27 protein-coding genes are annotated in these 26,734 nt (G+C 64.4%); 1 reads left to right on the top strand and 26 read right to left on the bottom strand.

Translation table 11 applies throughout. The annotated features are described in order from the left end of the window. Positions 1–572: CTP synthase (locus tag ACLL97_RS10140; RefSeq protein ID WP_411280352.1), on the bottom strand; the 572-nt coding region annotated here is incomplete at its 3' end. Positions 573–621: 49 nt separating this feature from the next. Then, positions 622–1,383: a 3-deoxy-manno-octulosonate cytidylyltransferase gene (kdsB, locus tag ACLL97_RS10145; protein ID WP_411280353.1), complete on the bottom strand. Its 762-nt coding sequence runs from the start codon at positions 1,381–1,383 to the stop codon at positions 622–624. A 106-nt stretch (positions 1,384–1,489) separates the two neighbouring features. Between kdsB and ACLL97_RS10150 the strand changes: the two genes are divergently transcribed. After that, on the top strand, positions 1,490–2,461 hold the full coding sequence (locus ACLL97_RS10150; protein ID WP_411280354.1) for a TerC family protein: 972 nt from the start codon (positions 1,490–1,492) through the stop codon (positions 2,459–2,461). On the opposite strand, the gene ACLL97_RS10155 is transcribed toward ACLL97_RS10150, so the two are convergent. The 24 genes from ACLL97_RS10155 to ACLL97_RS10270 all read right to left on the bottom strand — a co-directional run. Beyond that, positions 2,458–3,054: an anthranilate synthase component II gene (locus ACLL97_RS10155; RefSeq protein ID WP_411280355.1), complete on the bottom strand. Its 597-nt coding sequence runs from the start codon at positions 3,052–3,054 to the stop codon at positions 2,458–2,460. The genes ACLL97_RS10150 and ACLL97_RS10155 overlap by 4 nt on opposite strands. Positions 3,055–3,065: 11 nt before the next feature. After that, positions 3,066–3,938, bottom strand: coding sequence for a site-specific tyrosine recombinase XerD (gene xerD / locus ACLL97_RS10160; RefSeq protein ID WP_411280356.1), 873 nt, complete (start codon positions 3,936–3,938; stop codon positions 3,066–3,068). Positions 3,939–3,997: 59 nt separating this feature from the next. Continuing rightward, positions 3,998–4,606 (bottom strand): DedA family protein, encoded by a 609-nt coding sequence (locus tag ACLL97_RS10165; protein ID WP_411280357.1) that lies wholly within the window; start codon positions 4,604–4,606, stop codon positions 3,998–4,000. A gap of 43 nt (positions 4,607–4,649) precedes the next feature. Continuing rightward, a complete protein-coding gene (gene ispF / locus ACLL97_RS10170; RefSeq protein WP_411280358.1) occupies positions 4,650–5,144 on the bottom strand; it encodes a 2-C-methyl-D-erythritol 2,4-cyclodiphosphate synthase in 495 nt (164 codons plus the stop codon). Next, positions 5,141–6,196: a cyclic dehypoxanthinyl futalosine synthase gene (gene mqnC, locus ACLL97_RS10175; RefSeq protein WP_411280359.1), complete on the bottom strand. Its 1,056-nt coding sequence runs from the start codon at positions 6,194–6,196 to the stop codon at positions 5,141–5,143. Before mqnC ends, ispF begins: the two co-directional genes overlap by 4 nt. A 39-nt stretch (positions 6,197–6,235) precedes the next feature. After that, positions 6,236–7,075, bottom strand: coding sequence for a menaquinone biosynthesis protein (locus ACLL97_RS10180; protein WP_411280360.1), 840 nt, complete (start codon positions 7,073–7,075; stop codon positions 6,236–6,238). A gap of 14 nt (positions 7,076–7,089) precedes the next feature. Continuing rightward, a complete protein-coding gene (locus tag ACLL97_RS10185; RefSeq protein ID WP_411280361.1) occupies positions 7,090–8,286 on the bottom strand; it encodes a radical SAM protein in 1,197 nt (398 codons plus the stop codon). A gap of 69 nt (positions 8,287–8,355) precedes the next feature. Continuing rightward, positions 8,356–9,597 (bottom strand): beta-ketoacyl-ACP synthase II, encoded by a 1,242-nt coding sequence (gene fabF, locus ACLL97_RS10190; RefSeq protein ID WP_411280362.1) that lies wholly within the window; start codon positions 9,595–9,597, stop codon positions 8,356–8,358. Beyond that, positions 9,597–9,836 carry an acyl carrier protein gene (locus ACLL97_RS10195; protein ID WP_171224495.1) on the bottom strand — a complete coding sequence of 80 codons (240 nt, stop codon included), beginning with the start codon at positions 9,834–9,836 and terminating at the stop codon, positions 9,597–9,599. Before ACLL97_RS10195 ends, fabF begins: the two co-directional genes overlap by 1 nt. Before the next feature lie 116 nt (positions 9,837–9,952). Next, entirely contained in the window at positions 9,953–10,711 is a 759-nt protein-coding gene (gene fabG / locus ACLL97_RS10200) for a 3-oxoacyl-[acyl-carrier-protein] reductase (protein WP_411280363.1), read from the bottom strand. A gap of 25 nt (positions 10,712–10,736) precedes the next feature. Continuing rightward, positions 10,737–11,690, bottom strand: coding sequence for an ACP S-malonyltransferase (gene fabD / locus ACLL97_RS10205; RefSeq protein ID WP_411280364.1), 954 nt, complete (start codon positions 11,688–11,690; stop codon positions 10,737–10,739). Positions 11,691–11,725: 35 nt separating this feature from the next. After that, on the bottom strand, positions 11,726–12,724 hold the full coding sequence (locus ACLL97_RS10210) for a beta-ketoacyl-ACP synthase III (RefSeq protein WP_411280365.1): 999 nt from the start codon (positions 12,722–12,724) through the stop codon (positions 11,726–11,728). After that, positions 12,721–13,755 (bottom strand): phosphate acyltransferase PlsX, encoded by a 1,035-nt coding sequence (plsX, locus tag ACLL97_RS10215; RefSeq protein ID WP_411280366.1) that lies wholly within the window; start codon positions 13,753–13,755, stop codon positions 12,721–12,723. The genes ACLL97_RS10210 and plsX overlap by 4 nt, the downstream gene beginning before the upstream one ends. A 2-nt stretch (positions 13,756–13,757) precedes the next feature. Beyond that, positions 13,758–13,940 carry a 50S ribosomal protein L32 gene (gene rpmF / locus ACLL97_RS10220; RefSeq protein ID WP_171224491.1) on the bottom strand — a complete coding sequence of 61 codons (183 nt, stop codon included), beginning with the start codon at positions 13,938–13,940 and terminating at the stop codon, positions 13,758–13,760. A gap of 38 nt (positions 13,941–13,978) precedes the next feature. After that, positions 13,979–14,491, bottom strand: a complete 513-nt coding sequence (locus ACLL97_RS10225; RefSeq protein WP_411280367.1) for a YceD family protein — start codon at positions 14,489–14,491, stop codon at positions 13,979–13,981. Positions 14,492–14,605: 114 nt separating this feature from the next. Further along, complete coding sequence (ndk, locus tag ACLL97_RS10230) at positions 14,606–15,031, bottom strand: nucleoside-diphosphate kinase (RefSeq protein ID WP_411280368.1); 426 nt, start codon at positions 15,029–15,031, stop codon at positions 14,606–14,608. 3 nt (positions 15,032–15,034) lie between these two features. After that, a complete protein-coding gene (locus ACLL97_RS10235; protein WP_411280369.1) occupies positions 15,035–15,937 on the bottom strand; it encodes a CBS domain-containing protein in 903 nt (300 codons plus the stop codon). 112 nt (positions 15,938–16,049) lie between these two features. Continuing rightward, positions 16,050–16,922 (bottom strand): succinate--CoA ligase subunit alpha, encoded by an 873-nt coding sequence (sucD, locus tag ACLL97_RS10240; RefSeq protein ID WP_411280370.1) that lies wholly within the window; start codon positions 16,920–16,922, stop codon positions 16,050–16,052. Beyond that, positions 16,919–18,064 (bottom strand): ADP-forming succinate--CoA ligase subunit beta, encoded by a 1,146-nt coding sequence (sucC, locus tag ACLL97_RS10245; RefSeq protein WP_411280371.1) that lies wholly within the window; start codon positions 18,062–18,064, stop codon positions 16,919–16,921. The genes sucD and sucC overlap by 4 nt, the downstream gene beginning before the upstream one ends. A 134-nt stretch (positions 18,065–18,198) precedes the next feature. After that, the gene (locus tag ACLL97_RS10250; protein WP_411280372.1) at positions 18,199–20,727 is read right to left on the bottom strand and encodes a UPF0182 family protein; all 2,529 of its coding nucleotides are present in this window, start codon (positions 20,725–20,727) and stop codon (positions 18,199–18,201) included. 21 nt (positions 20,728–20,748) lie between these two features. Then, positions 20,749–22,128: a phosphomannomutase/phosphoglucomutase gene (locus ACLL97_RS10255; RefSeq protein WP_411280373.1), complete on the bottom strand. Its 1,380-nt coding sequence runs from the start codon at positions 22,126–22,128 to the stop codon at positions 20,749–20,751. A gap of 55 nt (positions 22,129–22,183) precedes the next feature. Beyond that, positions 22,184–23,746, bottom strand: a complete 1,563-nt coding sequence (locus ACLL97_RS10260; RefSeq protein ID WP_411280374.1) for an NADH-quinone oxidoreductase subunit N — start codon at positions 23,744–23,746, stop codon at positions 22,184–22,186. Further along, a complete protein-coding gene (locus tag ACLL97_RS10265; RefSeq protein ID WP_411280375.1) occupies positions 23,746–25,320 on the bottom strand; it encodes a complex I subunit 4 family protein in 1,575 nt (524 codons plus the stop codon). The genes ACLL97_RS10260 and ACLL97_RS10265 overlap by 1 nt, the downstream gene beginning before the upstream one ends. A 3-nt stretch (positions 25,321–25,323) precedes the next feature. Continuing rightward, a partial coding sequence (locus tag ACLL97_RS10270) for an NADH-quinone oxidoreductase subunit L (protein ID WP_411280376.1) occupies positions 25,324–26,734 on the bottom strand: 1,411 nt, incomplete at its 5' end.

Genomic DNA, 26,734 nt, shown 5'->3' on the forward strand with positions numbered 1-26,734 from the left:
ATGAACGGGACCAACGTCAGATGCATGAACAACGCCATCTCCGGGCCACGCTCGGTGCGGATCTGGCGGATTGCTTCGAGAAATGGCAGCGACTCGATATCGCCGACGGTGCCGCCGATCTCGACCAGGGCCACGTCGTAACCGTCGGTGGCCTCGGCGATGCAGCGCTTGATCTCGTCGGTGATGTGCGGAATCACCTGAACGGTGGAGCCCAGGTACTCACCACGACGTTCCTTCGTAATCACGTTCGAGTAGATGCGTCCCGTCGTGATGTTGTTGGCCTGCGAGAGCGGCCGGTCGAGAAAGCGCTCGTAGTGTCCGAGGTCGAGGTCCGTCTCGGCACCGTCGTCCGTCACGAACACTTCGCCGTGCTGGAACGGCGACATGGTGCCCGGATCGACGTTCAGATACGGGTCGAGTTTCATCATGGTGACGCGGAAACCGCGTTCGACCAGCAACCGTCCAAGCGACGCGGCAGCGATGCCCTTCCCCAGCGACGACACGACGCCACCGGTCACGAAGATGTACTTCGGAGTGGTCGTCTGGTTCGTGTTCGGATTCTTGGTGGTCATCAGCGGGTTCTCGCGCAGGTGGGACAAGGGAACGGTCGCGTCAGGTGCGTCACGACAGTGTATTCGGATTCACGGTGTGCCAGCGCAGGTTTGCGCGTTCCAGATCGTCTTCCGTATCAATACCGCCTTCGGCAGTCGGCACATCGGCCACACCGATCGCGAGACCGTGTGCCATCGGACGTAGCTGTTCGAGGCGTTCGACACGTTCCAGCGGATGGGGCGCCCAACCGACCCACGCCCGCAGGGCATCGCGGGTATACGCGTACACCCCCACATGCTGGCGCACGAGCGCCTGCTGCGAACCGGCATCGGTCGGGTCCCGTAAAAACGGAATGGGTGCTCGCGAAAAATAGAGGGCACAGCCGTCCTCGCCACGCACGACTTTCACGATGTCCGGCTTGGACAGTGCCGCAACGGGAACGGGGACGGCCGCGGTCCCGATCGGCGCCTGCCCACCGGTGACGATCGCGACGGCACCTGCCAGCGCTTCGTGGGATACAAAGGGTTCGTCGCCTTGTACGTTCAGGATGACCGCGAAGTGGGAGAATTCCGAACGCTCGGCGACTTCGGCCACGCGGTCCGTGCCACTCGGGTGGTCTTCTCGGGTGAGAACGACCGGAATACCTCGACACTCGCAGGCCGAGAACACCTCGGGATGGTCGGTCGCCACGACCACGTAGTCGGCGATGGCGAGCGCTAGCACACGCTGATACACCCGGACGATAAGCGGCTCGCCGGCAAGGAGGCGAAGCGGCTTGCGGGGAAGGCGGGTCGCGCCGAGGCGCGCCGGGATCACCGCGAGTATTGACATTGTCCCGTTGGACGTGGCGTGGTTGCAGCAAATTTCACGCCAGTTAAGATACGAAGCTTGGCACCTGAAGGCAAACAGGTTGCCCTTTCACCCTTTCGCTCCCTGCATGCCGACGACCTGGTGGTGGATCGCGTTCAACGCAATGGTGCTCGCCCTGCTCGCGATCGACCTTGGCGTGTTCAACCGGAAGGCCCACGCGGTGACGGTCCGCGAAGCGCTGGGGTGGAGCGCCGTCTGGATTTCCTTGGCCATTGGCTTTGGGCTCTGGATCGGCTCGTCCATGGGGCGCCAGTCGATGCTCGAGTTTTACGCCGGATACCTGGTCGAGCAGGCGCTGTCGGTTGACAACCTGTTCGTGTTCATCCTGATCTTCGGCTATTTCCGCATTCCCCCGGAGCTTCAGCACCGCGTGCTGTTCTGGGGCATCATCGGCGCGCTCTTCATGCGCGGCGCGATGATCGGCGCGGGCGCCGTCCTCATCGCCCAATTCCACTGGATCATCTACGTCTTCGGCGCATTCCTGGTCTTCACCGGGGCCAAGATGGCCGTTGGCGGCGAGAGTAACATAGAGCCGGAGTCGAACCCCGTGATCCGACTCGTTCGAAGATTCCTGCCGATCACCGCGAAATTCCACGGCGAACACTTCTTCGTGCGTGAGATCATCGACGGCAAGGCGGCGAAGTTGGTGGCCACGCCGCTGTTCGTGGTGCTTGCGCTCGTGGAAACCACCGACGTGGTCTTCGCCGTCGATTCGATTCCAGCCATCTTCGGCGTGACGCGGAATCCGTTTCTCGTGTACACGTCGAATGTGTTCGCCATCCTCGGCCTGCGCTCGATGTACTTCGTGCTCGCGGGCGTGATCGGCAAATTTCACCTGCTCAAATACGGCTTGGCATTGGTTCTCGCGTTCGTCGGCATGAAGATGCTCCTGTCGGAGATCTGGCCGCTCGGCATCGGTCTGTCATTGGCCGTCGTGGGAACGTTGCTCGTCGGCAGCGTGCTGTTGTCGCTGGTGATCAAGCCGAAGGAAACGACTGAGTCTGGAAGCGGCGACACGGACGTCAGCGCGGCGGGTTAGACCGACGCGGCACGAAAGGCGCGCGACATCGCCAAGAAATTTACCAGTAGGTCGCGCCCGTGCTCCGTGAGAATTGACTCCGGATGAAACTGTACGCCCCACACCGGATGCGTGCGGTGCTGCAGCGCGTGAATCTCGTTCGTGTCATCGACCGCCACGGCGGTCACCTGCAGCTCGGCGGGCAGCGTGGCACGCTCGACGATCAGCGAGTGATAGCGCATGACACCGAACGGCGACGGAATTCCTGCAAAGAGGCCGGTTCCGTCATGAAGCAGCTGCGACATCTTGCCATGCATGACCCGATCGGCCCGCGTGACCACACCGCCGTATGCCTCGCCGATGGCCTGATGTCCAAGGCAGACCCCGAGCAGCGGAATCTCGCGGCCGTAGTGACGAATCACGTCGACGGAAATACCCGCTTCTCGCGGCGAGCACGGGCCCGGCGACACGACGATAGCCTCCGGAGCCATGTCCCCCACCTGCTCCACGGTGAGCGCGTCGTTCCGATGGACCTCGAGCGTTTCGCCAAGCTCACCGAAATACTGCACGAGGTTGTACGTGAACGAGTCGTAGTTGTCGATGACAAGCAGCATAAACGTCGAGGTCAGGGACGCGGGTGAAACTGGCGATGCACACTTCGAAGATACTCGCGATCCACATGGGTGTAGATCTGCGTCGTGGCGATGTCGGCATGACCAAGCATCTCCTGGACCGCACGGAGGTCGGCGCCGCCTTCCAGCAGGTGGGTCGCGAAGGAATGGCGAAGTGTGTGCGGCGAGACGGGTTTTTCGATGCCGGCCATGATCACATACTTCCGCAGGATTTTCCAAGCCCCCATCCGCGTGAGCGGCCTCCCCTGCCCATTCAGGAACAGGATCCCCTTCCCTTCGCCGCGCTCGAGCATGGGGCGCAACTCCCGAACGTACACCGCGACCGCGCCAATCGCGTTGCGGCCGATAGGAACGAGACGCTCCTTGTTGCCTTTGCCGAGGACACGTACCAGCCCCTCGTCAAGCAGGACGTCCTTCAGCGCCAGTCCGATCCACTCCGAAACGCGCAGGCCGGCGCCGTAGGCCAACTCCAGCATGGCGCGATCGCGGAAGGCGAGGCGTTCGTCGAGACCGGGGGCGGCCAGCAGTTTCAGTACGTCCTCGACGCTGAGCACCTCAGGCAGCGTGCGGAATCGAGCCGGCGTGTCGAGTCGCTCGGTGGGATCGTGAGCCACCAAGCCCTCGGCCAACATGATGCGGAACCACGTGCGCAGGGCCGAGATGTTCCGACGTATAGAGGTTCCGGCAAGGCCAAGATCTTTCAAGTGATACACAAACTCGCGGAGCGCACCGGGCGTAATCTCCGTCGCCTTCGCGATGCCTTGCGCGCGCATGAATACCGCGCAACGAATGACATCCCGACGGTAGGCCTCGATGGTGCGCGGCGAGGCGCCCTCCTCGAGCCCGAGCGCGTCCTCGAACGCCACGAGGTGGAATCCTCGGCGAAGGAGTTGCTCAGTCGGTGACGGGTCCGGCACAGGGGCGGTCACGGCTGTTTTCGCTGCCGACGCCACCAGAACACGCACACGGCTGCGACCACGATGGCGACTGCCACGAGGCCAACCGTTCGTTGTTGTCCGGCCACCTGCGCCAGCAGGACGTCGGCATTCGCGCCTGCCCGGAAGGCCAGCACGCAGACCAGTCCGTACCAGGCGCCTGAGGCCACCGACATGGAGATCAGGGCTCGCAGGGCGCCGATGCCCATTGCACCCGCCAGGGGGGGCACCACGGCTCGTACACCGGGGAGGAAACGGCTCACAATGACGGCGAACAATCCCTGCGTTTTAAAGCGCTCCGCGATCCGTTCGGTGACGCCGGCGGGAAATAGCGAGGGGAAGCGATGCGTGAGCCACGGCAATCCGAAGCGATGCCCCAGGCCGTACATCATCATGGCCCCCCCGATATTCCCGATCATCGTTGCGGTCCAGACACCGATCACGCTCCCGTTACCGCGGGCCGCCACAAAGGCACCGAGCGCGATGACGGTATCCGCCGGCAGCGGCGGAAAGACGTTCTCCGCGAACGCGGCGAGTACGAGCGCACCGTACAGCAGCGGATCCGGCAGCGACGAAAGCCAGGCGAGGATGTCGGTCACGCACCCTTCCGATGCATGGGCGATGCCGCGGGCGCGCCGCGGATCAGGGGAGCGGCAGGACAGTGGCGGTGGCCATGACCGCCAGCCCTTCCTCCCGGCCGATCCATCCCATCGACTCGTTCGTCTTGCCCTTCACGAAGACGTCGATATCGGTGACGGCGAGGAGCTCCGCGAGCCGTGCCCGGATCGCCGCGCGATGTGGACCGATCTTGGGGCGTTGGGTGACCACCGTGATATCGACGTTCCCCACGCGCCAGCCGGCGTGGTGTAGTCGCGCCACGGCGGCTGACAGCATGACTGTAGAATCCTTGCCCCTATTGGCGGCATCGGCGTCGGGAAACATCTCGCCGATATCGCCAAGCGCCGCCGCTCCCAGGAGCGCATCGGTGACGGCATGACAGATCGCATCGCCATCGGAGTGCCCCGCGCAGTGCATATCGGCCGGGATGTCGATGCCGCCCAGTCGCATTGGCCCGCCGACTTCGAACCGATGCGAGTCGTACCCGATACCGACGCGTAGTGGCAGCGCCGCGCTCACGCCGCCACCGTCTCGTGTGCCTTGTGCGCCGTCGAACCACCCGAGATGATCGAGTAATCCTGTCGCCGCCGCGCCGGCGTGAATCCCGCGTCGCGGATCAGTCGATCGAGTTCATCGACCGTCGTGCGGTGCGTGGTGTTCGCCGCCGACACGACGTTCTCTTCGATCATCAAGGATCCGAAATCGTTGCAGCCGTAGTTGAGCGCCATCTGCCCGACCTTCATGCCCATCGTCACCCAGCTCGACTGCAGATTCGGCACGTTGTCGAGCACGATGCGCGAAATCGCGACCGTGCGCAGATACGTGATCGCATCCGTTTTCGGCATGTGCGACATGGACGGCGTGTTCTCCGGCTGGAGCGGCCACGTGATGAACGCCGTGAACCCGCCGGTTCGCGCCTGGAGATCGCGAACGCGCTGAAGATGCTCAATGCGTTCGGCCAGCGACTCACCGATGCCGTACATCATCGTGACCGAGGTTTTCATGCCCTCATTGTGCGCGAGCTCCATGATCTCGAGCCAGCGATCGGCGCCGGCCTTTTTGGGCGCCACGATATCACGCACGCGCTGCACGAGGATTTCACCGCCGCCGCCGGGGATCGAATCAAGACCGGCTGCCTTCAGCTCGCGGATCACGTCGCGCGCCTCCATGCGGAAACGTGTGGCGAAGAAGTCGACTTCGCTTGGCGAGAACCCGTGAATGTGGATCGGATGATACTGCTTGATGTAGCGCATCAGATCCAGATACCACTCGAACGGAATGTACGGGTTGTGCCCACCCTGAATCAGGATCTGCACGCCGCCCATCGCCTTCGTCTCCTCGATTTTGTCACCGATCTGCTCGAAGGACAGCGTGTACCCTTCCCCATGCTTCGGACGGCGATAGAAGGCGCAGAAACCGCAATCCGCGACGCAGACATTCGTGTAATTGATGTTGCGGTCGACGATGTAGGTGACGACTCCATGAGGGTGCTTCGCCTGTCGCACGCGATCGGCTTGCATGCCGAGTTCGAGCAGCGGCGCGTTGGTGTACAAATCGAGAAGGTCACGCATGGATGTTTCTCTTGCTACCGGCAGCACACGGGAAGTCGATCACGCGGCCGGCAGGAACGCGAGGGTGCCATCAGGCACGCGCCCTGCCAGAACGAGTCGACGAAAGAATTCGGTGAGCCCCGCGAGATGCGGGTACGACAGACGATAGTCCAATCCTGAGAAGTACTCGGCACACGCTTCACGCGATACACCGGTGGCCAACGCCGCCTGAGCGGACAACTGATCGATATGGGCCAGCCCCCAGTCACGCGAGGCGATCAGCGAGGCGTGTGCCGACAAGGCGTCGTGAACCGGCGCCCGACGCTGTGCGACCCACACCGCGAACACGAACGGCAATCCCGTCCACGATTTCCAGGCGCCACCGAGGTCCTCGCGATGCGGATAGCGATCGGCCCAGGCTCCGCCGCGAGTCGCCTGATCGAAGAGCTTGAGCGCGGCATCCCCAATCACCAGCCGCGCCTCATGCGGTTCATCTTCGAAGCGTTCGACGTCAGCGAGTTCGGCGTCGCCCAGCACAAACTCTGGACGGCAGCGCCACACGTTCTCGAACAGCAGTTCCAGCAACGCAACCGACGTCATGGAGCTGCGGCTCACGATCACCTTGCGTCCGCCGAGTGCCGACGGCGGATATTTACTGAACAGCATGACGCTTCGCACGGGGCCGTCGCTCGTGATCCCGAGCTCCGGCAACAACAAATAGCGCGTGGCATCACGCGCGTACTCGACCGCCGACACGACGCTGACGTCCAGCGCACCGTCGGCCATCAATCGGTTGAGCACGGTGGGGATCCCCGTGATCAATCTCCCGTTGAGCGGCACGATCCCACGATCGATCGCGCCGTAAACGGGAAAGCAGTTGATATACGGGATGCGCCCCACGCGCAGCATATCGTTCAGCCCGATGTGCCGGCGAGCGGCGCGACCGCCTCGTCGATCACACCGGTCTCGTCGGGCCCGAACTCCCGCAGGATGCGATAGAACGAATCGCGCTCCGCCGGCACCTTGCCGGCGCCGCGGATAAGTCCGAGCAGCTGCGGCAACGTCAGGCCCTGCGGTGTGTGCGCGCCGACGGCGTGGTAGATTTTTTCGCGCACGACGGTGCCTTCGATGTCGTTCACGCCGAAATGGAGCGAAATCTGTGACACCGGCGTGGACACCATGATCCAGTGCGACTTGATGTGCTCGAAGTTGTCGAGAAACAGTCGGCCGACGGCAAGGTTGCGCAGATCGTCGAAGCCGGTTGTGGCGGTGCCCTCGCGTCCGAGCGTCTTTCCGAGTTCGTTGTCGTCGGGGTGATACGCCAGCGGGATGTAGGCGAGGAAGCCACCCGTCTCGTCCTGCAGCTCGCGCAGCATGTTCAAATGCTGCATGCGATCCTCGATCGTTTCGACGTGCCCGTACAACATCGTGCAGTTCGAGCGGATGCCGAGCGTGTGCGCGGTACGATGTACATCGATGTAATCGGCGCCGCCGAGCTTCTTGTCAGCGATGACGTCGCGCACCGCAGCGCTGAACGTTTCGGCGCCGCCGCCGGGGAGCGTGTCGAGGCCCGCCTCTCGAAGGGCAATCAGCACCGCGGCACGGCTCATCTTCTCGATACGTGCAATGTGCGCGATCTCGACGGCCGTGAGCGCCTTGATATGTACCTGCGGATGCCGCGCCTTGAGTGCGCGGAACATCGTCTGGTAGTACTCGAGGCCAGCCTGCATATCGAGGCCGCCGACGATGTGGAACTCCCGGGTGATCGTGCCGTCGGCCCGATCAGACTCCGCCAGCACCTGATCGATGGTATAGCGGTAGGCGCCCGCTTCCTTCGGCAATCGCGCAAACCCGCAGAACACGCACGTCGTGCGCAGCACGCAGACGTTCGTGGGATTGATGTGCTGATTGGACGCAAAGGTCACGCGGTCACCGTGACGGGCACGGTTGGCCGCATCGGCCATGGCGCCAACGCCGAGCAGATCCGGCGAGCGGAAGAGGGTGGCACCATCGTCGAGGGACAGGCGCTCACCCGCGCGCAGCTTTTCCCCGATGGGGCGCAGCGCGGGATCACGGAGTCGCTCGAGATCAAACGGAAGAGACACAGGCATCAGGGCGTACTCGGGCAAGTGCGCGAACCATTCGCGCAGATCTTCACCTCGATGAACGCCCCGACGGGCCTAGTCGTGCCACCGTCGGAGAGCGATCGAGACGTTGTGACCACCGAAGCCGGAGCTGTTCGAGATCGCGACGTTCACCGCCCGCTCCCGCGGCGTGTTCGGCGTGTAGTCGAGAAGGCACTCGGGATCGGGAGTCGTGTAGTTGATCGTGGGTGGAACCATGTTGTCGCGCATCGCCAACGCGCAGGCGATAAACTCTACGGAGCCAGCCGCGCCGAGCATATGGCCGGTGGCGGACTTGGTCGAGCTGACCGACAGCACGCTCGCGTGATCGCCGAACACCGCCTGAATTCCTTTCGACTCGTTGGGATCGTTGAGCGGCGTGGACGTGCCGTGGGCGTTGATGTAGTCGACGTCCGTGGGAGCGAGGCCGCCGTCCTTGAGCGCGCCGCGCATGGCCCGCTGGAGCCCTTCGTGCGCTTCCGGCTGCCCCGTGAGGTGATAGGCATCACCCGTGGCGCGGTAGCCTACGATCTCGCCGTAAATACGCGCGCCGCGACGGCGTGCATGTTCGAGTTCCTCGAGCACGACGACACCGGATCCCTCGCCCATGACGAAACCGTCGCGATCCTTGTCGAATGGACGCGAGGCGGTGGCGGGCGATTCGTTGCGCGTGGAGAGGGCGCCCATGTTTGCAAAGCCGCCGATCGACATCGGCGTGACGGCTGCCTCGGCGCCTCCGGCGAACATCACATCGGCGTCGCCGTACTGGATGATCCGGAACGCGTCGCCGATCGCATGCGCGCTGGATGCACAGGCGGAGACAGTGGCATAGTTCGGCCCCTTCGCCTGCAGTCGCATGGAGACGATGCCGGCGGCGATGTCACCGATGAACATCGGGATGAAGAACGGCGAAATCTTGCTCGGCCCGAGCGTGCGATAGACATCGTGCTGGTCTTCGAAGCTGCGAATACCGCCAATGCCACTGCCGATGATGACACCCATCGTTTCCGGGTCGATGGCACCCGGAACGATGCCGGCGTCGGCCGCCGCCTGCACCGACGCCGCGACGGCGTACTGCGCATACACGTCGGCGCGCTTCGCTTCCTTGCGGTCCATGTACGCCAGCGGGTCGAACTGCTTGACCTCGCAGGCGAACCGCACGGAATACTTCGACGCATCGAACTTCGTGATGTCAGCGCCCCCGGACACACCCGAGAGCAAGGACCGCCAGGTCGTCGCTACGTCGTTGCCGACAGGCGTAACGGCACCAAGCCCCGTAACGACGACCCGCCGCCGCATTAGCCCGCGACCTTGGCCTCAAGGTAGGCCACCGCATCGCCGACCGTGCGGAGCTTCTCAGCATCCTCGTCGGGGATGTCGATGTTGAATTCTTTCTCGAACTCCATGACCAGTTCGACGATGTCGAGCGAGTCGGCGCCGAGGTCTTCGATGAAGCTCGCCTCGGGCGTGAGCTTCTCGCGCTCCACACCGAGCTCCTTTTCGATGATATCCTTGATCTTCGACGCGTGATCCGACATAGGAACGATCCTCTGGGCTGTTGGAGAAGTTGAGAGTGGGGAACTTAGCCATGCAAGGGCGTCGCAGGGAGGGCTTGACGACAAGAACCGCAAAGTCCGCCCTCGCCGCCGGCGAACTACATGACCATACCGCCGTCCACCACGAACACCTGACCGGTCACATAACTGGTCAGGTCTGAAGCAAGCACAGCCACCATGCTTGCGATGTCCTCGGCGCGGCCGAGGCGCTCAAGCGGAATTCCCGCACTGAGCGCACTGCGCGCCTCCGGAGTCATCGCCGCCGTCATGTCGGTATCGATGAATCCGGGGGCCACCACGTTGGCCAAGATATTCCGTGACGCGAGCTCCTTGGCGATCGACTTGGTCAGGCCGATCAGTCCCGCCTTGCTCGCGGCGTAGTTCGCCTGCCCCTTATTGCCGATCAGCCCGACCACGCTGGCTACGTTGATGATGCGGCCGTAGCGGCGCTTCATCATGCCCCGCGACGCGGCACGACAGGTCGCAAACGCCCCGCGCAGGTTCGCATTGATGACCGCGTCCCAGTCGTCGTCCTTGAGGCGGACGAGCAGGTTGTCGCGGGTCAAGCCGGCGTTGTTGACCAGAATATCCAGCTGACCAAAATCCTTTTCGACGGCGTCGACCAGCGCGATGGCCTGCGCCGTCTCGGAGACGTCGGCGGCGTAGCCCCGCGTCTCGACGCCCGTCTGCGCTGCGATCTCCTGCGCGGCGGCATCAGCGCGCGCCTGATCGCGCCCGGTGACGGCCACGCGCGCGCCGGCCGTCGCCAAGGTACCGGCGATGGCACGTCCGATGCCGCGGGTCGATCCGGTCACCAGCGCCACGCGACCGGTCAGGTCGATGTGAAGTCCGCTCATAAGGCAGTGGTAGGATTCGAAGTCGTCAACGTCGGGCGAGGTCGCCGGCGAGCCTAAGCAACGTCTCGACTTCAGCGACGGTCCCGCACGAAAGAGTTTTTACCGACGGAGCGAGGCGTCGCAACAGGCCGATCAGCACAGCGCCGCTGCCGATCTCGACGAAGGTCGCATCGGGGTACTGCTCGACCAGCAGGCGGCTGACGCGAGTCCACTGGACCGGCGCCGTGAGCTGCTGCACGAGCAGATCGCACGCGACGCTGGCCGAGGTGACCGGCGTCGCATTTACGTTGGCGACCACGGGCACGCGCGGATCGCTCCACGCTTCCGCGCGCAGTGCGTCGCGGAGGCCTGCCATCGCCGGTTCCATGAGCGGCGAGTGGAACGCGCCACTGACCGGCAGCGGGAGACAGCGCTTGGCGCCGGCGGCCTTGGCTAGGTCCATGGCGCGCTCGACCCCAGCCACTTCTCCGGAAATAACGACCTGTTCGTCGCTGTTATAGTTCGCCGGCACGACGAGTCCACGCTCAGCCGTGGCCTGCGCGCACATCTCGTCGATGGATGACGTAAGCACGCCAAGGATCGCGGCCATCGCGCCTGGCCGGGTCACGCCCTGCTCGTACATCAGCGTGCCACGACGGCGCACGATGCGGGCGGCGGCCGCGACGTCGATCGCGCCGGCCACGTGATACGCCGAAAACTCACCGAGCGAGTGGCCGGCGGCGGCGCGCACCTGCGGACCGATCGCGCTCTGCACGACCGCCCAGACCGCGGCGCTGTGCGCCAGCAACGCCGGCTGTGCGTTCAGGGTGCGCGTGAGCTCATCGGACGGCCCTTCGAATGCGAGCGTCGAGATCGACGCACCGACGGCGTCGTCGACCGCTTGAAACACCGCGCGAGCGGCCGGAAAGGCATCGGAGAGATCCTTGCCCATGCCCACCTTCTGCGCCCCCTGACCAGGCAGCAGCAGCACGTATTCCATGTCGTTCCGGATGTCTGGTTCGGAGTGGCTGGCGATCAGAAGCGAGCGACCAGGGATCCCCATGTAAAGCCGGCGCCGAAGGCGGCGAACAGCACGGTCGATCCGTCCTTCACGCGCCCTTGCTCAACCGCATCGCTGAGGGCGATCGGGATCGAGGCCGCCGAGGTGTTGCCGAAGCGATCGACGTTGACGAACACTTTGTCCATCGAGATGCCGACATGCTTCGCCGTTGCCTCGATGATTCGCACGTTGGCCTGATGCGGAATGAGCAGATCGACATCCGCCGCCGTGAGACGCGCGCTGTCGAGCGCCCGATCGGTCGCTTCCGCCATCGATCGCACCGCGTGCTTGAACACTTCGCGACCGGCCATGCGCACATAGTGGCGCTTCTGCTCGAACACCTCGGGCGAGAACGGTTCCACGCCGCCACCGGCCGGACGCCACAGTAGTTCGGCGAGTGCGCCATCCGAGCGCATGAACGACGAGAGCACACCCTTGGTGCCGCCCCGCTCCTTGTTGCGACGCAGCACGGTCGCACCGGCGCCATCCGCAAACAGGATGCAGGTATTTCGATCGGTCCAGTCGACGATCGTGCTGAGCTTCTCGGCCCCGATCACGAGCACCGTGTCGGCCGAACCACTCGCGATGAGCGACTCGCCCATGATCGCGCTGTACAGCCAACCCGAGCAGGCCGCCGAAAGGTCGAAGGCCGCGGCACGCGTGCATCCCAGTGCCGTCTGAATCTCCACCGCCGTGGCAGGGAGCAAGTGATCGGGTGACGCGGTACCGAGAATGATGACATCGATCTCGCCCGGCTGCACGCCGGCGCGCGCCATGGCCATGCGCGACGCCTCGGCCGAGAGCGACGTCAGCGTCTCGCCGTCTTTCGCGATATGACGCTGCTTGATACCGGTGCGATCGACGATCCACTCATCATTCGTTTCGAGCCCCATCGCGGCAATGTCCGCGTTGGTCATGATGTTTTTTGGCACGGCGTGACCCGTGCCGGCGATGTAGGCGATCGGTCGCTTCATGCGGCGTTTCCGGACGTGGTTGGCATGGATTCCGAGAGCCGACGGCCGATCTCGTCGGTCATGCCGGACTCGTACGCGCGCAACGCCACCATGATGGCGTTCTCCATGGCGCGCGGCGAACTCTTCCCATGCGAGATGATGCTGACTCCCCGGACCCCGAGCAGCGGTGCCCCACCCTGTTCGTCGACATCGAGCTGCGTGAGGGAGCGGGCAATGGCGCGGGCATCGAGCCCGGCGACCTTCGCGACCATCCCGATCAGCATGGGCCCGATGCTTTCGTAGAACTTGAGCAGGACGTTTCCGGTGAAGCCGTCACAGACTACAACGTCGATCACGCCGCGATCGCAGCAGCCGTTCGGAATATCGCGCCCCTCGACGTTGCCGAGGAAGTTCAATCCCGCGACGAGCAGCCGCTGATGAGCGTCCTTCACCGCCACGTTGCCCTTCTCGGGTTCTTCACCGACGGAGAGGAGGCCGACCGCCGGATTTGCTCGTCCGAGCAAGGCTCGAGCGTAGACGGTACCGATACGCGCAAACTGCACCAGCTCCTCAGGGGAACAGTCCATGTTGGCGCCGGAATCGAGCACCAGGATGGGGTCCTTCGCGGTCGGGAAAATGGTGCCGATGGCGGGGCGCGTGAGGCCCGGGTGCAGTTTGAGGTGCACGAGCGAGGCGGCCATTTGCGCGCCGGTGTTGCCGGCGGAGACGAAGCCGTGGGCGAGTCCATCGGCCACGCGCTTAATGCCCACAACCATGGAACTGTTGGTCTTTCCCCGGAGGGCGACAGTCGGCCGATCGGTCATGGCGATCACCTCAGGCGCGTCGACGATGGAGAGTCGATCACGGACGCGCGTCAAATCGGCGAAGTCGCCGCGCAGCAGCGCGTCGAGCTCCGCCTCGATGACCGAGGTCTGTCCTACGAGTTCTATGTGATGCTGCGGCGGCAGCGCTCCAAGCGCTTGGAGTGCGCCAGCGATGGGGGCCCGGGGGGCAAGGTCACCCCCCATGGCATCCACGGCGATGCGCGCCAAACTTACGCTTCCTGCGCAGTTACCCGCTGCTCACCCGCATAGAACCCACACTCGTTGCACACGCGGTGCGGGCGTTTCATCGTGCCGCACTGCGGACACGACTGAATAACAATGGCGGGCGCGACCTTGTGGGTGTTGCGGGCGCGCTTCCGCCGCTTCGATGTACGGCGCTTCGGTACGGCCATGGGACTCTGACCTGAACGTTCGAGACGAGAAGAACCGTTTAGGCGTCGGAACCACGCAGATCGCGCAGACCGGCCCAACGGGGATCAGTTGAAGGAGCACACGCGCATGCTCCACTATTGCGATCGGCGCCACAGGTCGCGCAGAAGCCTTGACAATCTTCTCGGCAGAGCGCGAATGCCGGAACGGCCAGAAGCCATTCCTCTCGCACCGCCGGACGGATATCAAGCTCTCGCGCCCCAGCGGGGATCGGAAATACGTCCTGCTCGTCCGCGTCGTCGAGACCTGACTCTGCGAACAGCATATGCACGTCTTCCGATACAGCGACCGTCACTTCGCACAGGCAACGCCTGCAGTCCGTGACCGCCGCCCCTTCCAGCCGGCCGCTCAGATAAAAGCGACCGTGACCTGCAGCAGAGAGCCGGCCAGTGACGTACACACCGGCACCAGCCGGGCGCGTATCGTCCGACTCCCACACCGGATCCGATATGTCGAGCACTCCGTCCACGCTCTCCGCACGCGCTTCCAGACTCCGGATGTCAAAGCACAGCATAGCCGTGTAATGTAGAACGAACGCCCCTCCGACACAAGGGCTGACGCTCCCATCCTCTCCACCGCTCGGCACGTCCAAGTAACGCACCGACCGAGAGTTAGCCGATCCGGCCGCTCAGCGGGCGAGGACGTCCGTGCCGGCGAAGAAGAACGCCGCCTCGAGCGCCGCATTGTCGTCGGAATCGGAGGCGTGAATCGCGTTCCGTCCCTTTGACTCGGCGTACAGCTTCCGCACCGTGCCCTCGGCGGCTTCGGACGGGTCCGTCGCGCCGATCACGGTGCGCAGCGTCGCCACGGCGTCGTCGCGCTCGAGCACGAGCGGCATGCACGGGCCGCTGGTCATGAATTCAACGAGCTCGCCGAAAAACCCGCGCTCCCGATGGACGCCATAGAACTCCCCGGCCTGCGCGGTGGAGAGGTGCATGACGCGCGCCGCCTTGATGGTGAAGCCCGACGATTCGAGCAGCGCGATGATGAGGCCGGCCTTGCCATTGGCGAAGGCGTCCGGCTTGACGATGGTAAGAGTGCGACGACCAGCCATGAGTCAGGATCCGATCAATTTGCGAACGATGTCCCCGCGCGTGAGAAAGCCGACCAATCGGTCATCCTTCACGACAGGCACCCGGTCGACGTCCTTGTTGAGCATCAGGGACGCCACCTCGGCGAGCGGCTGCTCGGGCGCCACACACAGAACCTGACGGGTCATGATGTCGCGCACCGTGCGCCGCGCCGCGGCTGGCGGCTGGAGTGCGTTCACACCCCCGGCGCGCGGAAGATAATGGCTTAGGAGATCCCGCAAGAGCTCACGCTCACTCAGCATGCCGATCACCCGGTTCGATTCGTCCACGACCGGGAGTCCGCCGAGTCCGGCCCGCAGCATCTCCAGCACGGCGCTCCGCAACGGCGCCTCGGGGCCGACGGTGCGCGGACGCTCCGACATCAGTTCGCGGACGGTGAGCTGCGCCGGCAGCTCTTTCCCCGTGAACTGCGGCAACGCGAGCAGCTGGGCCGGGGTCGCGACCGCCAGCGCCGCCGCCACACTCGCTGGCGTGGAAAGCACGCGGACGAGGGCACTGACCACCTGAAGATGCCGGGCCATCTGGCGCGGGGGCGCGCACACGAGCACTACCAGACGCGCCCGCTGGAGCTCGTCGTCGTCGAGCACGCGCACGACGTCGTGGGGCGCGACCCCGATCGCGACGACGAGGTCCCGCACCGCATCGGTGCGGTAGTGCAGCACGAACGCCCGGTCAGCGAGTCCCACGATGTCCTCGCTCCGCGCCTCTTCAATGCGCTCGCGGAGCAGGTCGGCATTGGACAGCGCCCCGCTTTGATCGAGTGATACGCAGAGCGCTTCGGCCGCATCGGCGACGGTTCCGGCCATCAGCGGCATGACGATGCGCGAGGCGACGAGCAGATCGGCGAGACGTTGCGGCGTGGTGGGCATACACGGAATCTGCGCGCTCCTGGGCACGCGACCCATAGGTCGTGCACAAGAAAGTGGGGCGGATCACGACCGTCGTGATCCGCCCCACTACCAGACCCGTGCAACCGCGCGTTTACGCCAACCGCGCCTTGATCAGGTCGACGAAGTCCACCGGGCGCTGTGCGACGCCCATGCCGGCAGCCAGGAACGACTCGATCTTCTCGGCGGCCGTGCCTTCCGAGCCGGAGATGATCGCACCGGCGTGGCCCATACGGCGGCCCGGCGGAGCGGTCTGACCGGCGATGAAGCCGACCACCGGCTTCTTCATGTGCGCCTTGATGAACGCCGCCGCTTCCTGCTCGTCGGTTCCGCCGATCTCGCCCATCATCGCGATGGCCTTCGTCTGGGGATCCGCCTCGAAGGCCGCGAGGCAATCGATGAAGTTCGTGCCGTTGATCGGATCACCACCGATGCCGACGCACGAGCTCTGGCCGATGCCGGCCTGCGTGAGCTGGTTGACGATCTCGTACGTGAGCGTGCCGGAACGGCTGACGACCCCGACGTGACCGGGCATGCAGATACGACCCGGAATGATGCCGACCTTCGACTGGCCTGGCGTGATGAGCCCCGGGCAGTTCGGGCCGATCAGACGCGCGCCATGGTCCTTCACGTACGGGTACACCTTGGTCATGTCCAGTACGGGCACGCCTTCGGTGATGCAGACGATGAGCTTCACGCCCGCCGCCGCCGCTTCCATCATCGCATCGGCCGCGAACATTGGCGGCACGTAGATGACGGACGTATTCGCGCCCGTGGCCTGCACGGCGTCGTACACGGTGTCAAAAATTGGTACGGTGCCTTCGAACTTCTGGCCGCCCTTCCCCGGCGTCACGCCGGCCACGACTTGCGTGCCGTACTCCATCATCTGCTTGGCATGGAACGAGCCGTCGCGGCCCGTGATGCCCTGCACGATCAGTTTGGTGCCGTGGTCGATGAAGATGCTCACGCGGCACCTCCCTTCGTCGCGAGTTCGACGGCGCGCTGCACGGCCGCATCCATGTCGTTCGACGCCGAGAAGCCGTTGTCCTGCAGGATCTTCAAGGCAATCTCCTCGTTGGTGCCGGTGAGACGGATTACGATAGGCACCTTGAGCGGGTTCGCCTTGGTCGCCGTGACGATGCCATTGGCCACGTCATCGGTGCGCGTAATGCCGCCGAAGATGTTGAACAGGATGCACTTCACGTTCGGATCGGACGTGATGATGCGCAACGCGTTCACGACCTTCTCCGGATTCGACGAACCGCCAATGTCGAGGAAGTTGGCCGGATCGCCCCCGTAGTACTTCACGAGGTCCATGGTGGCCATGGCGAGGCCAGCGCCGTTCACGACGCAGCCGACGTTGCCGTCGAGCTTGATGAACGTGAGGTTCGAATTGCGCGCGTCGACTTCGCTCGGCGCTTCCGACGACTCATCGCGCAACGCGGCGATCTCGGGGCGGCGATCGAGTTCGTTGTCGTCGATCACCATCTTGCCGTCGACCGCGATCAGTTCACCCGTCGGGGTGAGCACCAGCGGATTGATTTCCGCGAGCGAACAGCCGGCATTCATGAACGCAGCGTACAGCTGTTGCATGATCTTCGCGGCCTGACGCGCGAGCTTGACGTCCTTGAACAGGAAGAAGCCCATACGCATGGCTTCGAACGACAGCAATCCATACCGCGTGTCGACCGGATGATACAGAATCAGTTCCGGCGTGCTCGCGGCGACTTCTTCGATGTCGATGCCGCCAGCCGCGCTCACCATGAACACCGGCTTCTTGGTCGCACGATCGACGATGATGCCGACGTACGCTTCGGAACCGATGTCGGCGGCGACGGTCACCAGCACCTTCTCCACCGTGAGATCCTTGATCGACATGCCGAGAATGGCGGTCGCCTTCTCCTTGGCTGCTGCAGGCGTCGGGCAGAACTTCACGCCACCGGCCTTGCCGCGTCCGCCAGCATGCACCTGCGCCTTCACCATCACTGCCACGCCGTAGCGCTGGGCAATGGCTTCCGCCTGTTCCGGCGTCGTCGCGATCTCGCCAGGCGGGATCGGCACACCGGCCGCCCGCAACAGCTCTTTCGCCTGATACTCGTGTAGGTTCACGCGTTCTCCGAATCGAGGAATGTCATCGGTTCAATGCTAGGTGGTCGTGCGAGACGACAGCAAACGGCCTGTCGTGCACAGCGCGCCCGTACGAGTTCGGCACCGTGAACCGGCGATGCCGAACACGGCCGCGTTCATTGCGGCGGTCGTTCCAATACGCGGCCCAGACTATCAAACGCTGCACCCAACTTCGCCCAATCGCCGCGCCGGAGGGCCTCCCGCATCGCGGCATACCAGCGTCGGGCTGCACCCGACGACGGGCCCTCCTCGTCTAAGCCTGCCACGGGCACCGCTGGCATCGGGATATCACCCATCCGTCCCAAGGCCTCGACCAGCGTCGCCCCAACTCCCAGTCGGACGCCGTCCGACGCCACGACACGCGCGACGGCGGCGGCGCCTTCAGCGCGATTCGAGAACAGCGGCTGCACCAGCAAGGGACCGGTTGTGCTCATCAGCGTCGTAACCCGTCCGGCTCGGCTGCGCGGTTCGCGTCGGGAACCGTCGGGCATCGTGCCCCGTGCGCTATCGAGCGCGGCCTGCATCCGCGCAGTCATGATACGCCAACGCTGACGCGGAATCGTGGTCGAGTCCCACCACGTTTGGCGGGCGAGGCCACCGCCTACAGTCACGATACCGCCAATCTGATCACCATCGTCGAGCAGCGGCACGCTCCACGCCACCAGACGCTCGCGATCGATTCCGATCCAGTGCGGCGGCGGTGCGCCGCCGACCAGGGCGCTGTCCGGCAATTGCCGAACGACCGAGCCCTCCAGTCGCGAGCCATACCGGGCGAACGACTTGATCTGCGCGACGGCACTTTCATTCGCCGGCGGCAGCTGCGACACGAGTAGCGGGGGTAATTCACCGGGGGCCGCAAACAGCGTCGGCAAACGGGTCATCCACGTACGCGTCGGTGCATCGGGGCGCGGCGCCGCCACCAGTCGCACCTGTCCAGTGGACGCTTCGACGACGGCGGTAGCGGCCAGCCGAAAGTAGCTGTAGACGCCTGTCGCCAGCTGCCAGTGCTGACTCAGCGGATAGCGATCGGAGGCGCTATACAGCTGCAACGTCCAATACAATCGACCGTCGTGCACGAGTGGCAGCACCTCGTTGCCCTGCACGAAGATCGGTGCCAGGCGCTCCACGCGTTCGCGCACATCGCGATGTGTCACGAGCAGCGGTTCGACGGCCGTCGTGTCCGCCTCGAGCAGCGACAGGTCTCGGAGTGCCCACGCATGCGCGATGCGCGCCCGTAACGACGTCAGCGAGACGCCGCGAACACCACGGGCATGCTCAGCATCGATCAGGCGGACGCCGTGCAGTCCTGGTCCGACAAGCGGCTCGTCGCCGGCATAGTCGTCCGAGATTGGTGCAAACTCGACTTGGCTATCACGCAGCGTCGGCCGCGTGGCATCGAGGGCCGACACTTGCCAGCCTTGCGCGCCTCCCACGGCTCGGCGGACGACGAGCGCGGTGATTCGGTCGCCGACGACCGTCCACCCGATGGGCGCCACGTCGCGTAGAGACTGACCGGCCGGCGTCTTGTCGCGAGGTTCACTCTCAGGCGTGCGGGTGGCGGCTAGCGCGTCCCCCATTGTGCCGCGATCCCAGAGGCTGAGGCGCGACGGGAGCGCGGTGCGCTCCATTCGCGTGAGCGCAGCGGCACCGCTATCCCGATGCACGACCCGCATGCCTTCAACATCGAAGGCGCGTCGGCTGTAGAGTGCGCGGGACGCGAGGTAGTCGAGATCGCGCGTAGCTGGCTCGCCGAGAAGGCTCGTGCGGGCGAGTACCGCCGGGGCGACATGCCGCAGGCCCAGCGCCGCGACGAGGACGATGGTGAGCGCGAGAAAGGCCGCGCGAAGCTGGCCAACCCAGCCGGTTCGAAACACCACCAGCGCGGCGAGCGCACTGCCGAACGACAGCAGGGAGTCCATCCGCAGCGTGACCCGATGATCGACCTTGAGAAACAGGCCATCCGGCCCGCTGCCCTGTCGCAACAAGTCGAACGCGTCAAGCCGGTAGCTCCAGGCCAACAGCAGCAGGACGATCGCCCCGAGGACACTGAGGTGCCGTCGCACGTGCGTGGACGCGGCAACGCGGCGACCTTCCATGCGCAAGCTGCGCGTAAGCGCGTAGAGCACGACGACCAGCGCGGTCATCGACACCACGCTCACCAGTGACCAGAGATACAGCGTCTCCTCGACCGGTAGCCAGTACAGGTAGAAGCCGAGATCGCGCCCAAGCACGCCCTCGATCTCTTCGAACGGTAACCCATGCCGTAGCAGCGCGAGATCCACCCAGTTGGTGAGTGGAAGCGCGAGCACACCGCCCACCGCGAGCGCAAGGACCACGGTGACGGCCATGAGCCGTTGCCCCGAGATCATCGCGACCAGTTCGAGATTGGCCACGCGTGACGGCACGGCCACCGCCACGATCGTACGGCGGACGGCGTGCAGATTGGCGAAAGCAAAGAGCGCGCCGAGTCCCCAAGCACCGCCTTGAAGAATCGCCGCGTCGATGACCTGCTCCCAGAAGAGCGCGGGCTGGCCCATCGCCGTAAACCAGGCGTGATCGACAAACAGCGCCGTCACCGCGCGCCCCAGCAGGAGCAACGCGGCAGCGAAAGCCAGACCAAGAATCAGCCCGCCGCGTGCGCCCATCTCAGCGATCCGTTCGCGCGATCAGAGCGAAACACCCTGGGTGTGCAGCCAACCTTCCATCACCCCGCGAATGTCCGCCAAGCGCGCGGCTGAACTGGCCTCGAAGCGAGCGACAATCACCGGCTGCGTATTCGACGCGCGCAGCAGTCCCCAGCCGTCTCCAAACAGCACGCGCACGCCATCCACCTCGATCACATCGTGCGTGGCCTTGAAGTGCGCGGCGGCACGGGCAACGATCGCGAACTTTGACGCTTCATCGGTATCAATACGCAACTCGGGCGTAGACACAAAGGGGGGCACATCGGCGAGCAACTCGTCGATGCGCTTCCCGGAATCGGCAATGATGCGCAGCAGCCGCGCCGCCGCGTACAACGCGTCGTCGTGGCCGTAAAAACCCTCCGTGAAAAACATATGCCCCGACATCTCACCGGCAATCGGCGCGTGCATCTCCTTCATCTTGTCCTTGATGAGGGAATGCCCCGTCTTCCACATCACCGGCACGCCGCCCGCCTGTTCAATGCCGTCCGTCAGCGCCTGCGAGCACTTCACATCGAAGATGATCGGCTGACCGGTCCCGGTACGAGCGAGGACATCGCGCGCATACAGAATGAGAATGTGGTCACCCCAGATGATACGGCCGTCGCGATCCACTACTCCGATACGATCGGCGTCACCATCGAAGGCGACACCGATCTCCGCGCCACTGGCTTTCACGGCCGAGATGCAGTCCTCGAGATTCTCCGGGACCGTCGGATCAGGGTGATGATTGGGAAACGTGCCATCACTTTCGGTGAAGAGGCCGACGCCGTCGATCCCAAGCGCCGTCATCAGCTGCGGGGCGACCAAGGCCGCCGCACCGTTACCGCAGTCGTACACAACTTTGAGCGAAGCGCCGTCGGGACGGGTAATTCGCCCCACGCGGGCCGCGATGTCCGTGACGTAGCGATCGATGACCGACACATGGCGCACGGTGCCGCTACCGGACGGAAACGCGCCGCCTACGATGAGCCGATAGAGCACTTGAATCTCTTCACCATGCAGCGATCCCGTACCGACGCACAGCTTGAACCCGTTGTACTCAGGCGGATTGTGCGATCCCGTGATTTGAATCCCGCCAACAACCGGCTCGTGATGCAGCGTCCAGTACAACAACGGCGTGGGAACAATGCCGACGTCGACGACATCGACGCCGCATTCGGTGAGCCCGCGTACGAGCGCATCGCGCAACGCGTCACCACTAGGTCGGTTGTCACGACCGACGGCGACGGCGCCGGTGATTCCGTTCGTGTCGAGATATGCGGCGTACCCGCGTCCGAGACCGTAGGCCACGTCCTCGGTGAGGTCGGTGCCTACGATGCCGCGGACGTCGTACTGCCGGAAGATCGTCTGACTGATGGACATTATTGGAGAAGGACGAAAGTCGAAACTGAGATCGCACGACGCACGGCGTACACCATCAACGGAAAAAGCTGGCGGCTCGAAGTCGCGGCGCACCATTCGACGTCGGCGCCCCCGCGGACGCTGCGCTGCCGGGAAGTGCGCGACGGGCGAACTCGATCATCGGCGTAGGATAGACGCCCAGTACCAGCAACACCACGCATGTGACCGTAATAAGGGACTGCGCCATCGGCACCGCCGATGGCACTGGATGGCCTTCCGGACGCGGGCGCATGAACATCGCCGAGATCACGGACAGGTAGTACGCCGCCGATACCGCGCTACTGAGTACCACGATAACGGCCAGGATCGTCTGTGGCGTCGTGGCCTGCAGTGCAGCCTGCAGCAGGTACCATTTGGCGAAGAATCCCATGCCCCCGACGATGGGCATGCCCATGAAGGCCAGCAAGAACACCGACATGGACACTGCGAGCCACGGACGGACCAGCCACAGCCCCGCGATATCATCGAGCGTGGGCGAACGGTCGCGTCCACCATTGATTGCGATCAACACGCCAAAGGCGCCCATCGTTGCCAGCGTGTACGACACCGCGTAAAACACCAACGCCGTCGTGCCCGCCGTCGACGCGACCACAATGGCAACAAGCAGATAGCCAGCATGGGCAATGCTGGAATAGGCCAAGAGCCGCACCAGGTTCGTCTGCGAGAGTGCCAGCACGTTGCCAGCAACCATCGTGACGACGGCGAGCCACCACATCGCAGAGTGCCAGCGAGCAGCGGCCCCCGGCATAGCTTCGAGCATGACGCGCGCGAACACCGCAAACGCCGCTGTCTTGACGCAGGCGGACATGAACGCCGTGATCGGCAGTGGCGCGCCGTCGTACACGTCTGGCGTCCACAGATGGAACGGTGCCGCCGCGACTTTGAAACCGAAACCGACCAGCAGGAGGCCTGTGCCGACGATGAACATCGGACCGAGGCGCTGCTGCGTTGCCACCCACTGCGCAATATCGACCAAGCGTGTACTGCCCGTTGCACCGTAGATGAGCGCGATGCCGTACAGCAGGAAGCCCGACGACACGGAACCCAGCAGGAAGTACTTCACGGCAGCTTCCGCCCCGCGCGCACTCCGGCGATTCACACCGGCGAGCACGTAGATCGCGAGTGACATCAGTTCGATGCCGAGGAACACGAACATGAGATCGCGCGCCGCCGCCAGCACCATCATGCCGGTCGCCGCCAGCAGCATGAGCACTGGCACTTCAGGACTGAAGGCGGCGCTTCGGTGATGTTCGGCGTCGAGCAGAATGAGCGAGAGGACCGTGCCCAGCAGGATCACGAGATCGATGGCCCACCGGAACCCGTCACCGGCAATGCGCTGATCGGGCGTCCCGTTCACGCCGTCGCCCCACGCAATCATCACGACCAGTCCGACGAGGAGACAGAGTACGATGCCAAAGCGCGTCAGCGCACTCGTCTTCTCGGCGCCTTCCGCCATGGTGGCGTCGTTGCCCTGCGGACTCCACACCGTCGCCAGCAGCATGACCATCGCACCGGCGCACAACAGGAGTTCAGGAGCTAGGGCGCGAAAAAGCGCGCCGGCCGAAAGTGTAGCGCCCATCAGCGGACCACGGAGACGTTGGGGAGCGAAGTCGCGGCATTCGGACCGAAGCGCACCGACTCGATGATGTTCTGTGAGGCACGCTCGATGCGCTGGAGCATCGGCTGCGGCGAAACACCGAGGTAAATGATGGCGACGGCGAACGCACCCATCACCACACGTTCTCGTGCCGTCAAATCAGTGAGCAACCCGTTCTTCGCAGTATCGATCCGTTCGAACAGAATGCGCTGCAGGGCGCGAAGTCCGTAGGCTGCCGCGAATATCACGCCACTGGTCGCGATCACCGCCAGCACGGGTCGTTCAGCATAGGTGCCGATGAGCACGAGGAATTCACCAACAAAACCGTTCGTGCCAGGTAGGCCGATCGTCGACAACATCACGAGTGTCAGCATGACGCTGAACATCGGTACCACGCGCGCGATGCCACCGAAGCCGGTCATGTCGGTTGTGCCACGCCGATCTTCCAGCATGCCCACCAGCAGAAAGAGCGCCGACGTGGAGATCCCGCTGTTTACGATCGAGATCACAGCCCCCTGCACCGCCTGCTGCGTCAGCGCGAAGCAGCCGAGCATGATGAATCCGAGGTGGCTGATGGAGCTGTACGACACCATGCGCTTCATATCGCGCTGTGACATGGCGAGCAGCGCGCCGTACACGATAGCGATCACCGACAGCACCAGGATCGTACTCCGCACCGTCGGCTCCATCGCGGCAGCCGGAAAGAGCGGGATGGCGAAGCGCAAAATCGCGTAGGCGCCGACCTTGAGGCCAAGGGTGACGGCCGCGAACGTCGGTGCTGCCCCTTGCGCATCAGGAAGCCACGTGTGAAACGGCACCAGCGCCGACTTTACGGCGAATGCCAGGAAAAACGCGCCGAACATCCAGAGCTGGGCGCGCGGCGTGAGCGCGAGTGCCATCAACTGATCGAGATGGAACGACGTGCCGCCACCCATCGTCCACAGCGCGAGAATCGCCACCAACATCAGCAGAGAACCGACGAGCGTGAACAGCACATAGCGCAGGCCGGCGCGAGACTGTCCCGCCGCACCCCACACGCCGATCAGGAAGTAGGTGGGAATCAGCATAAGCTCCCACGCTACATAGAACGCCAGCAAGTCGAGCGTCACGAATACACCGATCAACCCGGTGGTCAGCATCAGCGCGAGGGCGCCGAACGCCGGCGTGCGCACCCGCACGTTGTTCCAGGAGCCAAGCAATGCCAACGGCAACACCACGGCGGTCATGACCACCATGGGAAGCGACAAGCCATCCACACCAAGACTTATGGTGGCCCCGATGTCGGTGAGCCACGGCAGATCGACGCGCGCCTGCCAACCCGACGTCGCAGGGTCATAGATCGACCAGAGCGCGAAGCTCAACAGCGCCTCAATGGACAATGCGGCGAGCGTGAGGGTGCGCGCATCCGGCCCGCCACTCGGCGCCTCCCGGCCGTCCTCGTTGCGTGACATGTCGCGCCCGCCGAAGCGGACCAGCAACGCCGCCGCCATCGGCCAGAGCAGCATGGCCGGCAGTACCCACTGCGCGGCGCCGAGTGAAAGTAGGAAATCGCGCATCGATCAGCTCAGGGTGAGGGCAGCCAGAAGCGCGAGCGCACCGGCTGTCAACAGCCAGGCGTATTTGCCCACGTCTCCATCCTGCAGCTTGCTGCCCACGAGGGCTGCGGTCCGCGACAGCATCGACCCGCCCGCGCTGAAGGCACGATCGACGCCCGTTTCCACACCGCGGGTCAATACGACGTTGGCGAACGCCGAGACGGGTCGCACGATGATCGCGTCCACCAGTCCATCCACGTTATACGCGCGCGCGAGCACACTCTCATCAACCGGCGAGTGCGCCTTATCGGCGATCGGCTTGCGATAGCGAAGCAGCGCAATCAGGATGCCCATCACGGCGACCGTCGTGGCTACGGCCACCAACTTGATCTCTGTCCTATGATCGAGGTGCCCCGTACCCGCCAGTCGAACGGCGCTGCTGCCCGTGACGGGCTCAAGCCAATGCTCGAGAAGACCGACCGGTCCGAGCGGGATGAGCGCCGGCAGGTTGAGCCAACCACCGACAACCGTCAGGGCGCCGAGCACCAGCACCGGCGCGGTCATGATGGCGGGCGCCTCGTGAAGCAGCTCCTGCGCTGTCTCACCGGTACGGTTTCGCCCGTAGAACGTGAGCAGCAGCATCCGCGTCATGTAGATGGCCGTCAGCAGCGCCGTGAGCACGCCGAGTGCGTATGCGCCGTACAACACCGTGCTTCCCGGAATGCCGAGGAGCGACGCGCTTGCGAGGGGACTGCCGTGCGCGCGCGCAAAGACCGACGCGAGAATCTCGTCCTTCGAGAAGAAGCCGGCCAGCGGCGGAATACCCGCGATCGCCAGCGTGGCCAACGTCATCGCCGCCGCCGTCGCCGGCATGTACCTGGCTAGTCCACCCATGTTGCGAAGATCCTGTGGATCGTCGTCTCGGTGCGTGTGGTGATAGGCGTGGTGCATCGCATGAATCACCGAGCCGGCGCCGAGAAACAGGAGCGCCTTGAAAAACGCATGCGTGACAAGATGGAACACCCCGGCGGTATATGCGCCGCTTCCCACGCCCACGAACATGTAGCCCAGCTGCGAAACCGTGGAGTACGCCAGCACCTTTTTAATGTCCCACTGCCGTAGCGCGATCGTGGCGGCGAACAGCGCCGTGAGCGCGCCAACGGCGGTGATCACCAATGAGGCTTCGGGCGCACCTGAAAAGATCGGCGCGGCGCGCGCCACGAGATAGACGCCGGCGGTGACCATGGTCGCAGCATGAATCAGCGCCGACACCGGTGTCGGACCGGCCATGGCGTCGGGCAGCCAGATGTAGAGCGGCAGCTGCGCGCTCTTGCCGGCGCAGCCGATGAACAGGAAGAGCGCAATCGCCAGTACAACGGGGGCGCCGGCCATGCCGCTCAGCGCCGCATGCGCGCCGATGAAGTCGAGCTTCTGC

The organism is Gemmatimonas sp. (genome assembly GCF_046594945.1).
Classification (GTDB): Bacteria; Gemmatimonadota; Gemmatimonadetes; order Gemmatimonadales; family Gemmatimonadaceae; genus Gemmatimonas.

What these genes read in the sequence shown, in the direction of transcription:
- rpmF (WP_171224491.1), bottom strand. Translation starts at nt 13,940, where the DNA reads ATGGCCGTACCGAAGCGCCGTACATCGAAGCGGCGGAAGCGCGCCCGC.
- fabF (WP_411280362.1), bottom strand. Translation starts at nt 9,597, where the DNA reads ATGCGGCGGCGGGTCGTCGTTACGGGGCTTGGTGCCGTTACGCCTGTC.
- ACLL97_RS10235 (WP_411280369.1), bottom strand. Translation starts at nt 15,937, where the DNA reads ATGCCCACCACGCCGCAACGTCTCGCCGATCTGCTCGTCGCCTCGCGC.
- ACLL97_RS10225 (WP_411280367.1), bottom strand. Translation starts at nt 14,491, where the DNA reads ATGCTGTGCTTTGACATCCGGAGTCTGGAAGCGCGTGCGGAGAGCGTG.
- fabG (WP_411280363.1), bottom strand. Translation starts at nt 10,711, where the DNA reads ATGAGCGGACTTCACATCGACCTGACCGGTCGCGTGGCGCTGGTGACC.
- ACLL97_RS10255 (WP_411280373.1), bottom strand. Translation starts at nt 22,128, where the DNA reads ATGTCCATCAGTCAGACGATCTTCCGGCAGTACGACGTCCGCGGCATC.
- ACLL97_RS10260 (WP_411280374.1), bottom strand. Translation starts at nt 23,746, where the DNA reads ATGGGCGCTACACTTTCGGCCGGCGCGCTTTTTCGCGCCCTAGCTCCT.
- ACLL97_RS10250 (WP_411280372.1), bottom strand. Translation starts at nt 20,727, where the DNA reads ATGGGCGCACGCGGCGGGCTGATTCTTGGTCTGGCTTTCGCTGCCGCG.
- ACLL97_RS10150 (WP_411280354.1), top strand. Translation starts at nt 1,490, where the DNA reads ATGCCGACGACCTGGTGGTGGATCGCGTTCAACGCAATGGTGCTCGCC.
- ACLL97_RS10210 (WP_411280365.1), bottom strand. Translation starts at nt 12,724, where the DNA reads ATGAAGCGACCGATCGCCTACATCGCCGGCACGGGTCACGCCGTGCCA.
- kdsB (WP_411280353.1), bottom strand. Translation starts at nt 1,383, where the DNA reads ATGTCAATACTCGCGGTGATCCCGGCGCGCCTCGGCGCGACCCGCCTT.
- fabD (WP_411280364.1), bottom strand. Translation starts at nt 11,690, where the DNA reads ATGGAATACGTGCTGCTGCTGCCTGGTCAGGGGGCGCAGAAGGTGGGC.
- ACLL97_RS10265 (WP_411280375.1), bottom strand. Translation starts at nt 25,320, where the DNA reads ATGCGCGATTTCCTACTTTCACTCGGCGCCGCGCAGTGGGTACTGCCG.
- mqnC (WP_411280359.1), bottom strand. Translation starts at nt 6,196, where the DNA reads ATGCGTGACCTTCTCGATTTGTACACCAACGCGCCGCTGCTCGAACTC.
- ndk (WP_411280368.1), bottom strand. Translation starts at nt 15,031, where the DNA reads ATGGCTGGTCGTCGCACTCTTACCATCGTCAAGCCGGACGCCTTCGCC.
- ACLL97_RS10155 (WP_411280355.1), bottom strand. Translation starts at nt 3,054, where the DNA reads ATGCTGCTTGTCATCGACAACTACGACTCGTTCACGTACAACCTCGTG.
- ACLL97_RS10185 (WP_411280361.1), bottom strand. Translation starts at nt 8,286, where the DNA reads ATGCCTGTGTCTCTTCCGTTTGATCTCGAGCGACTCCGTGATCCCGCG.
- ACLL97_RS10195 (WP_171224495.1), bottom strand. Translation starts at nt 9,836, where the DNA reads ATGTCGGATCACGCGTCGAAGATCAAGGATATCATCGAAAAGGAGCTC.